Source organism: Phocaeicola coprophilus DSM 18228 = JCM 13818, from assembly GCF_000157915.1.
Taxonomy (GTDB): Bacteria; Bacteroidota; Bacteroidia; order Bacteroidales; family Bacteroidaceae; genus Phocaeicola; species Phocaeicola coprophilus.
The window spans coordinates 175,329-184,895 of sequence record NZ_EQ973646.1 but is presented as its reverse complement, the minus strand read 5'-3'; the positions used below and the strand labels follow the sequence as shown (position 1 = coordinate 184,895).

Annotated in this window: 5 protein-coding genes; all 5 read right to left on the bottom strand. The window is 42.7% G+C overall.

Going from position 1 to position 9,567, the window contains the following annotated elements; genetic code table 11:
- Positions 1 to 160 precede the first annotated feature (160 nt).
- On the bottom strand, positions 161 to 1,105 hold the full coding sequence (locus BACCOPRO_RS12745) for a metallophosphoesterase (protein ID WP_008144303.1): 945 nt from the start codon (positions 1,103 to 1,105) through the stop codon (positions 161 to 163).
- A gap of 153 nt (positions 1,106 to 1,258) precedes the next feature.
- Positions 1,259 to 2,689 (bottom strand): hypothetical protein, encoded by a 1,431-nt coding sequence (locus tag BACCOPRO_RS12740; RefSeq protein WP_040311493.1) that lies wholly within the window; start codon positions 2,687 to 2,689, stop codon positions 1,259 to 1,261.
- Positions 2,690 to 2,739: 50 nt separating this feature from the next.
- A complete protein-coding gene (locus tag BACCOPRO_RS12735; RefSeq protein ID WP_040311492.1) occupies positions 2,740 to 5,394 on the bottom strand; it encodes a TonB-dependent receptor domain-containing protein in 2,655 nt (884 codons plus the stop codon).
- Positions 5,395 to 5,600: 206 nt separating this feature from the next.
- Positions 5,601 to 6,887, bottom strand: a complete 1,287-nt coding sequence (locus tag BACCOPRO_RS12730; protein ID WP_008144294.1) for a histidine-type phosphatase — start codon at positions 6,885 to 6,887, stop codon at positions 5,601 to 5,603.
- A gap of 141 nt (positions 6,888 to 7,028) precedes the next feature.
- Positions 7,029 to 9,567 (bottom strand): transcription-repair coupling factor (mfd, locus tag BACCOPRO_RS12725; protein ID WP_008144292.1); only part of this gene is annotated, 2,539 nt, incomplete at its 5' end.

Here is a 9,567-nt window from a genome sequence, read left to right as displayed (position 1 = left end):
AAAATAAGGAAGCAAACTAAAATCTTTAAGAAACGCTAACTCCAGTTGGCAAAAACAAAATATATACCTCACCAGATATTCCCCAATAAGCAAAGGGTATCTGCCAAGCCTGTCCTGACAAATACCCTTTATCTTTAAACTATAAAAAGAAGCGCCGCTATCACTTCGTATGTTTTACCGTGTATATCACTTTACCTTCTTTATTAATCATATGAAGATTCAGTTCTTTCTTATCAGCTGAAATCAAAGAGAAACCAGTTTCTCCACTGCAGAATTTTGTTCCATCAACCGGTTTTACCTTGCGGCTTAATGATCCGGAAGTATTGACTACATAATCAATGTTGCTTCCATTTTTACGGATATGCTGAAAGTTGTGAATATGTCCGCACAGATACATATCTACATTTTTATATTTACGCAAAATCGAATCAACCCGCTTTTCCATATCCATACGTTCAGACTCTTCTTTCTCTGTATCTGCATAAATCGGATGATGGCCGACAACCAGAACCCAGTCTTCCTTTGCCGTACTCAGGACTGAATCAATCCAGGCCAACTGCTTGTTCATATCCTGCTTACATGCATCCGGATATTTTTCTGTATCTTCCCGATACTTGTCCAACAAAGGCGGAGTGTCAATCATCACCAGACGAATGGTTATTCCATCATTTTCCAAAACCTTTGTATAATAACGGTCAGGCATATTCCAGCGGGCACTTTTCCTGGTATAATCAATCGGAGCCTGCGTATTGCCGCGATATTCATGGTTTCCCATAATGGTATACCAGGGAATCATCAGTTCCGGATGACTATAAATTAATTCATAATTAGTCATCCACAATGGATCATCCACACTGCGAACGCCTTCAAAATGATGAACATCACCAGCAGCTACGACACATTCAATATCGACAGCTTCAGCCATTTTTCCCAATAATTCAGCAATCGGTTTCTGATCATAATATCCATTACGTCCCAAATCGTTTACCAAATAGAAGTTCAGCGGCTTTTCCAAAGCTTTCCATGCAGCCTCATTTTGTGCGAAGCCTGCAATAGCAATCAAAGCCAGACAAAGAGTCAAAAATGTTCTTTTAATTGAAACCATACAATCTTTTTTTAGTTGTTAATTAAATCTTAGGACAAAAATATGGGAGGAATTTGAAAAGATTCTGAAAAACTTTTCTGTCCGATAAAAAATTCCGGATATGCCTGTCATTATCCATAGGCAAATCCGGAATTTCAAAGAAACAATCAATTATTATTTTGTTCCGTAAGCACCGAAGTGTGCTTCAATTGCCGGAGAAGTGTAAGTTTCTTCATTGACAGTCAAACCTTCTGTTCCGAAGTAAGGCTGCATATTGGCATCTGTTCCATTATAAGCTCCGCTCAACACCGGAGATCCAGCCTGTACATGGAAGTCCCAGCCTTCATTATATACATACTCTGTCAGTGCCACTGCATTGATATCGAAGTTTACAAATTTCGGATCATTCTTAGCACAATCTTCAGCAGCTTTAGTAATGATACTGTTCAGATCAACTACACCTTCATTATAATCTTCATGTTCATAAGCATAACCAGCCCATGCGTAAGCAACACCTGATTCATCTTCACCGTCGTATACGATATCGCTCTTCTGAGTACCGGAAGCATAAAAATTATAATCAATAACAGAAGCATCATTATAACCTTCTTCCGGATTATTGGGCTGATCATAGTTCGGAGTCTGAGCACGGAACTTACAGTTTACCATCAGATTGTTAAAGACATTGGCCAGTACATTCTTTTCAGCATATACACATCCGCCTTTTTCACCGTCACGACGCCATCCGGCATTGATGATTGTGTTATTATAAGCCTGTACCAGTGCCTTTCCACGTTCTTCACTCTGACCAGAGCTGGATAACTTCAAACCGTTGGTATTAGGACTGAACATCACATTACCTGCAACGTCTACCTTACATCCGGCTTTCACATTGACAGCTTCAGCACCGTCATATCCATTGGCTGCAAAAATATTATTTGCAATGATGGCCTGACCACCCATCATGTAAATACCGTCTGACCATCCGTTACGCAGAACTGAATTGGTAATTACATACTTACCATTCATGTTATTAGTTGTAATCTGTGGATAAGCATCGTCTCCAGCCGTATATATGCCCGCAGTAGCAGCAGGTGAACCTTCAACAACCTGTCCTCCGGTATACTCAATGATTGTATGATCAATCAGCATTTCACCACATGTTTCCGTAGCTACGATACCTCCCCAAAGACCTGCAAAGATATTGTCTTCAGTACGTTCGCTTTCTTCTACAGAGAAGAGAACAGGTTTTTCTGCCGTTCCTTCACAATACAGATTACCATTCACCGTGAATTCAACAGGAGTATGATTAGCTCCTACACCTTCCGTGCTGAAAATAATCTGAGCACCTTCTTTTATATAAAGACTTTTACCTTCAGGAACAGTGTAATGTTCTGACAGTCTAACTACCGTATCAGCAGGCCAAACGATTGTATTTGAATCCACCGGATTCTCATCACCTCCGTTTTCATCTTCATTGCCATCAGAAGAACCATCCGTCTGGTCTGAGCCATTGCTCAAAGGATCTTCTTCACTACAAGCTGTTGCCAGCAATGACATTCCCATAAAGGCTGCACAAGCCCACAAATAACTTCTGCGATTCATTTTAATCAAGTTTTTAAATGTTAGTCAAACAATATTTAGTTAGTTTTTTATCAAAGTTTATAACGTATACCCAGCATGAATGATTGTCCGTGCCATTCTTTCCGTTCAATCACATTTCCATCAGTACGTTCCGAATTTACATTTTCCGTATGCGGTCCCTTGTGAATATATCTCAGCAAAGGAGTATCCAGCAAATTGGAAGCTTTGGCAAACAGGCTGATTCCATTCTTAAAGCTTTTTTCGACCGAAGCATCCAGCTGAATATATCCGTCTTCCCAGATATCGTCTTCATACCAGTTGGAAATATCACTCAAACGTTTTCCGGTATAACTTCCTGCCAGCTGTCCTTCCCAACCATATTTGGTACTCTTGAAGAGTAAAGAAAGATTAGCTACATGGGCTGCTTGTCCGAACAAAGGACGAGACTGGGAAACCTGTTTCACTTCAGATCCTTCCATGATTCGTTTTTCTGTAGTAATCTTTGAGTGAGTATATGTATAGTTGGCTTTTATACCAAACCAGTTGAAGTATTTCATAATATCTACTTCCAATCCCAGATTCGTTGCATTACCGAAATTCATCGGCTTATAATAAGTATCCTGTCCTTCATTCAACAGACCATATTCAATCGGGTCTTTCAGATATTTATAAAAGGCACCAATCATAAACTGTTCCGAAGATTTCGGAAAGAACTCATAACGGAAATCCACATTGTCTGCCACAGTATGTTTCAGATCCGGATTACCTTTTTCTTTATAATCCTCATTGATGATTGAATAAGGAACAATTTCGAAAAAGCTCGGACGGTTAATAGAACGTGCATAAGACAAACGAAGATTGGCATTCTCGTGCACTCCATATTTAGCATGGAAACTCGGCAAAACATCTGTATACTTCTGATTACCTTTCGGATCTGCACTTTCAGTCGGGAACTTCAATGTATATCCCTGATTGGTATGTTCTACACGCACGCCACCGATCAGTTCCCAACGTCCATAAGTATATTTCACCAGACCATATCCAGCCCCGATCTTTTCCGTTGCATCATAGTTCAGCGGATCACTGATGTTTCCATATTTCCGTGCCACAAACAGCAGCTCATCATAATTATTCCAGTCAGTTCCCTGATACTGCGGATCTTTTGAACCGGTTGCTGAATCAAAGGTATATTCATTAAAGAAGCTGTCACGTTTCTTGTCGCGATACATACCACCGACCGAAAAGTCCAGAACTGATCCACCGCCCAGATTCCATTTATACATCAAATCCACATAACCGGCTTTATCCTTATCTGAGTTATGTTCCCAACGGCGAATAGCCGAATTTGTATTCTGCAAGTGAGTACCCTGCATATAAATTTCCGTATTGTCTGGAGTCTCGCTATAAGCTTTCGAAAGTACAGCTGACCAGTTCAGACGCAACACATTATTTTCCAGAAAAGCATGCTCACCCTTCAGAGTTGAATTTATAATATACTGATGATTCCATTTCATACGGACAGCACCTTCCTTATCATCCTGTCCGTCTCTGACTTCAGCTTCCTGCATATCCATATATCCATTATACCAAGTCAGTTTATGTTGTGAATTAATATGATAATCCAGCTTCGCATGAGCACCGATACGGGTCTGCTGAGAGGAATAGTCACGATATTCAATGCCGTTATGACTTGTACCCGGCTGATAATATATCTGACTTTCTTTTCCACGATAAGTATTCAAATAGCTCCCGGCAAGCATTACTCCCAGCTTATCGTCGAAGAAACGGTCACCATAAGAAAGGCCGGCTGTCAGATCAGGCAAAGGTCTCTTCCATTTCATACGAAGATTGTCTGTCTTGAAATCATCCATCGTCACACGGGTATCTTCAGGCATGCCTTTGGCCTCATAAGGAGACTGCTTCACAATTGCACCTTTATTAAAAGACTGAAAGTCGCGGTCAAAATACATGGCATTATATCCGGTTGAAAGATTAGCCGTGAACTGCCGGTCAGAAGGCGCATCCTTCATAATCAGATTGACGGCTCCACCTATTCCATCACCTTCCATATTAGCTGTAAGCGATTTGGTCACTTCCAGACGATCCAGCATTTCAGAAGGGAATATATCGAGCGGAACAAAACGGTTCTTATTGTCAGGACTCGGAATCTTCACTCCGTTAACCAATGTATAATTATAGCGTTTATCCATTCCACGAAGAATTGCATACTGACCTTCACCGCTGCTGTTACGTTCCACCGTCACACCTGACATACGCTGAATCACGTTAGCTACCGTTATATCCGGAGAAAGTTCAATAGCTTTCGCACTCATCACATTCACCACATTCATAGCCTGACGTTCAATGCCTCGCGCTCCAGCTTCCGTACGTCCCGGATTCGTTGCAACTACCGTTACGCCTTCCAGCAATACTTCATCAGCTTTCAAAGCAATTGTCAAATCCTTACTGTCAGGAGTTACATGAATTTCCATCGTCTTGTAACCCACATAAGAACAAATCAAAGTACATTTCTGACGGTTCAGATCCAGATTAAAACTTCCGTCCAGGCCGGTTACCGCACCCTTCGTCGGATCTTCTTTAATAAGGACTGAAGCCCCGATGATCTCTTCACCTGTCTGGGCGTCTTTGATCAATCCTTTCACGGTTCGTGCATTAACGGACATAGCCGCAAACATACATGCACCCAATAATAATATCCCTCTCATACAATCTTTCCTGTTATTTTTATGCTGCAAAAGTACGGGGAGTGGTTTTCATCGTCATTGCAGAGATATTTCATTCCTAATACATTTTTCCCTTTGGAAATTGTTCCATCAACAAGGACACTTCCTTTCCATTTTACTTTACAAAGATTCCGGCATAAAAAAAAGATCATGCAAGTCCGGTAATACGACTTGCATGATCTTTTCGTTTAATGGACAGTTTCAGGAAGTTCTATTCTTCGTATCAGATCCGACCAATATTTCCGTAAGTCTTTCCAGTGATAGAACGGAGCAACATCCGTTTCCAGAGGAAGCGTCACTTCCCGTTCATTCAAAAGCAGACGGACCAGAATGTCCCCTCCCTTATGCTTCCGGTAAAATATCAGCTGAATATTGCCGCACATTGGAATAATCCGATAAGTTCTGTAAGTATCAGCTATCTGATACCAGTCGGGAGTAGAAACTGAAAGCCGGTTTATTCCCATCAAGACAGCCAATGGAGCCAGATTTGTATCATGACCATAACGCAAAGTCACTGCCTTCTTTTTGGAAGCAATAACAGTATCGGCTGTTTCCACAAAGTTTTTCAGCAGATTACGTTCCAGTTTATACATGCACGCATCACTCAACGGAGAAGCACCTTTCTCATAATACCATTCAAAATTGTTCCGTTGCCAAAGATCATAACATTCCTGTTCGGTAAACAAGAACGACAAATCCGGCTGATTGTAACTGCTTTGGCTAATACCGTGTAATTCGAATAAATCAGCCATCAAACCGGAAGCGTCTTTAATATATTTCCGGACATAAGCAGAATCCGTAAACAACTGTTTCATCAAACGGGCAGGATGTACATACACACTGTCGGCGGCCCGATATACAGAATCTGCATTTTCCAGATGCATGGCTTCGTATTGTGGATTCTTATACTTTATATAATAAGCATCATGTTCGCTTGTTTCAGTTGTAATATCCAACCGGGGATTCAGCCCTTTCAGTTCCACACAGGCTGCTGCCATTGAAAGAAAAGCGCGGGTTTTATAAGTTGAACGTGCATCGACATGCACACCATCAGCAAATACCTCCGGCGTACGTGCATACATTCGCCGGATCAGAGCACGATGTTGTTCGGCACCTTTGGGCGTCAATTCTCCATAACGGCCTTCCGCTTCTTGACGCAGACTGCAAACAACCTTGAGAACACGCTTTCCATCAGCCGTAAGAACACCAGCCTCATCCGCATCCATCAGCACCTTCAACGGAGCATCATATTTCTTCTGCTTGGTCAGATAACGGGAACCATGACGGGCAAACGCTGAAATATAAAAAGGTTCATATCCTTCCGGAACCGGAGAAAGTTTCACTTCGGGTGCCTGGTAGGCATAATATTTTCCGGCAGCCAAAGCCGGATCAAGATGAATTTCTTCACGGGCACTTTGCGCTACGGCAACTAAGGAAAGTCCCCATAACGACATACACAGAATTTCTTTTTTCATATAATTGATTATCCTGATAATTTTGTGGCGCAAAATTATAGACTCTGGCCTGATCGTCCTATCAGAAATAGTCAGGAAAAGCAATTATCCCACACAATGAAACAGAAATGTAACCCAAATGTTATAGGATTGTTTCTCCGGTTATCCCAGAGAAACAATCTCCTGTAAGATTCTGACTGCCTCATCCACATTCGTGATGTTCTTCACCACCATACTGCGTTTGCCGTTCTGTTCGCGCAAATTGCAGTCACGCGGATATTTAGCCATATAATCAATGATCTTCCCAAAAGCAGCACTTTGATAATAAGGACTTTCAAGATTGCTGACAAAGAACAGAATCATTTTACCTGCTTTCAGAATCACCTTTTCCACTCCAAGCCGCTTGGCCAGCCTGCGTAACGGAACAATCCGGATCAGTTCCTCACCTTCAAGAGGAATCTTGCCGAAACGGTCAACCAGACGAGCCTTGAAGTCTTCCACATCCTTATCCAGTTCCAGTTTGTCCAGTTCCCGATAGAGAAGCATACGTTCGCTGCTGCTGGGAATATATTCATTCGGGAACAAAAGTTCCAGATCACTTTCCACAGTACATTCGTCCACAAACTCTTCTCCGGATATCTTCTCCTCTCCTGCCTTGATTTCTTCTGCATACAAGTCGGCAAATTCTTCATTCTTCAACTCGGTTACGGCCTCATTCAGAATCTTCTGATACGTTTCATATCCCAGGTCAGCAATAAATCCGCTTTGCTCGGCACCCAGCATATTTCCTGCTCCACGGATATCAAGATCCTGCATGGCAATATGGATACCGCTTCCCAGATCACTAAAGTTTTCAATGGCCTGCAACCTGCGTTTGGCTTCGGGAGTAAGCGATGACAAAGGAGGTGCCAGCAGATAACAGAAAGCTTTTTTGTTGCTGCGTCCCACACGTCCACGCATCTGATGCAAGTCACTCAAACCAAAATTCTGGGCCTGATTGATGATAATCGTATTGGCATTGGGTATATCAATTCCGCTTTCAATGATGGTTGTAGCGAGCAATACATCATAATCATAATTGACAAAATCAAAAATGATCTTCTCCAGTTCCTCAGGTTGCATCTGTCCATGACCAATACACACGCGACAGTCTGGAATATTCCGTTCGATCATTGCCTTCAGTTCCGGAAGATTCTGAATGCGGTTGTTTACAAAGAATACCTGTCCGTTGCGGCTCATTTCAAAGTTAATGGCCTCGGTTATGATTTCTTCATTGAAAGTATGCACTTCGGTCTGAATCGGATAACGGTTGGGAGGCGGCGTCTGAATAACCGAAAGGTCACGGGCTCCCATCAAAGAGAACTGAAGTGTACGAGGGATCGGTGTTGCTGTCATGGTCAACGTATCGACATTTACCTTGATCTGACGGAGCTTTTCCTTCACGCTCACCCCGAACTTTTGCTCTTCATCAATAATCAGCAAGCCGAGATCCTTGAATTTCACACTTTTTCCAATGATCTTGTGCGTACCGATCAGTATATTGATATCTCCGTTCGCCAGCTCTTTCAGGATACGGCTTGTATCTTTTGCCGTACGGGCACGACTCAGGTAATCCACCTTACAGGGCATGCCTTCCAGACGCTTGCTGAAGGTCTGATAGTGCTGATAGGCCAGTACAGTCGTCGGAACGAGTACGGCCACCTGTTTGTTGTCCGCCACAGCCTTGAAGGCAGCCCGCACAGCAACTTCGGTCTTGCCGAAGCCCACATCACCACAAACCAGACGATCCATCGGACGATCACTTTCCATGTCTGCCTTCACGTCTTGAGTTGCCTTTAACTGATCTGGAGTATCTTCATAAAGGAAGCTGGCTTCCAGTTCATGCTGCAAAAAACTGTCGGGACTATATTTAAAACCTTTTTCCTGTTTGCGCTGCGAATAAAGTTTTATCAAATCACGCGCAATGTCCTTGATTTTGGTCTTGGTCCGCTCTTTGATCTTTTCCCACGCACCCGTACCGAGTTTGCTGATACGAGGCTGTTCACCTTCCTTTCCTTTATATTTGGAAATTTTATGCAAAGAGTGAATGGAAACAAACACAACGTCATCGTTCTGATAGATCAGTTTGATGACTTCCTGCGTCGTATTTCCATTGGGAATCCGTACCAGCCCGGCAAATTTACCGATACCATGATCAATATGTACCACATAATCTCCCGGCTCAAACATGTTCAGCTCCTTGAGTGAAAGAGCTACTTTCCCGCTGCGAGCCTTGTCGCTCCGAAGATTATACTTATGAAAGCGGTCAAATATCTGATGATCGGTAAAGATGCAACACTTCAGAGTATGGTCAACGAATCCTTCATGCAAGGTACGGTCAACAGGTTCAAACGAAATCTGATCGCCCCGTTCCTGAAAAATATCACGCAGACGATCGGTTTGTTTCATACTATCCGAGCAGATATAAAGACGATATCCCCGCTGACTGTAATCAGTCAGTGAACCGGCGACCATATCAAAATTCTTATGGAAGATAGGCTGCACCGAAGTATTGAATTTCAAAACAGCCTGCGGAGTTCCGGTTGCCTTATGTCCGAAATCAATACGGACGAATTCCAGTGCCTTGACAGTAAACTCCGCTCCATCGATCAGACGGCCTTCAAGCGAAGCCAGTTCAGTCTGCTCTCCTTCATATGCCGCG

What these genes read in the sequence shown, in the direction of transcription:
- BACCOPRO_RS12735 (WP_040311492.1), bottom strand. Translation starts at nt 5,394, where the DNA reads ATGAGAGGGATATTATTATTGGGTGCATGTATGTTTGCGGCTATGTCC.
- BACCOPRO_RS12740 (WP_040311493.1), bottom strand. Translation starts at nt 2,689, where the DNA reads ATGAATCGCAGAAGTTATTTGTGGGCTTGTGCAGCCTTTATGGGAATG.
- BACCOPRO_RS12745 (WP_008144303.1), bottom strand. Translation starts at nt 1,105, where the DNA reads ATGGTTTCAATTAAAAGAACATTTTTGACTCTTTGTCTGGCTTTGATT.
- BACCOPRO_RS12730 (WP_008144294.1), bottom strand. Translation starts at nt 6,887, where the DNA reads ATGAAAAAAGAAATTCTGTGTATGTCGTTATGGGGACTTTCCTTAGTT.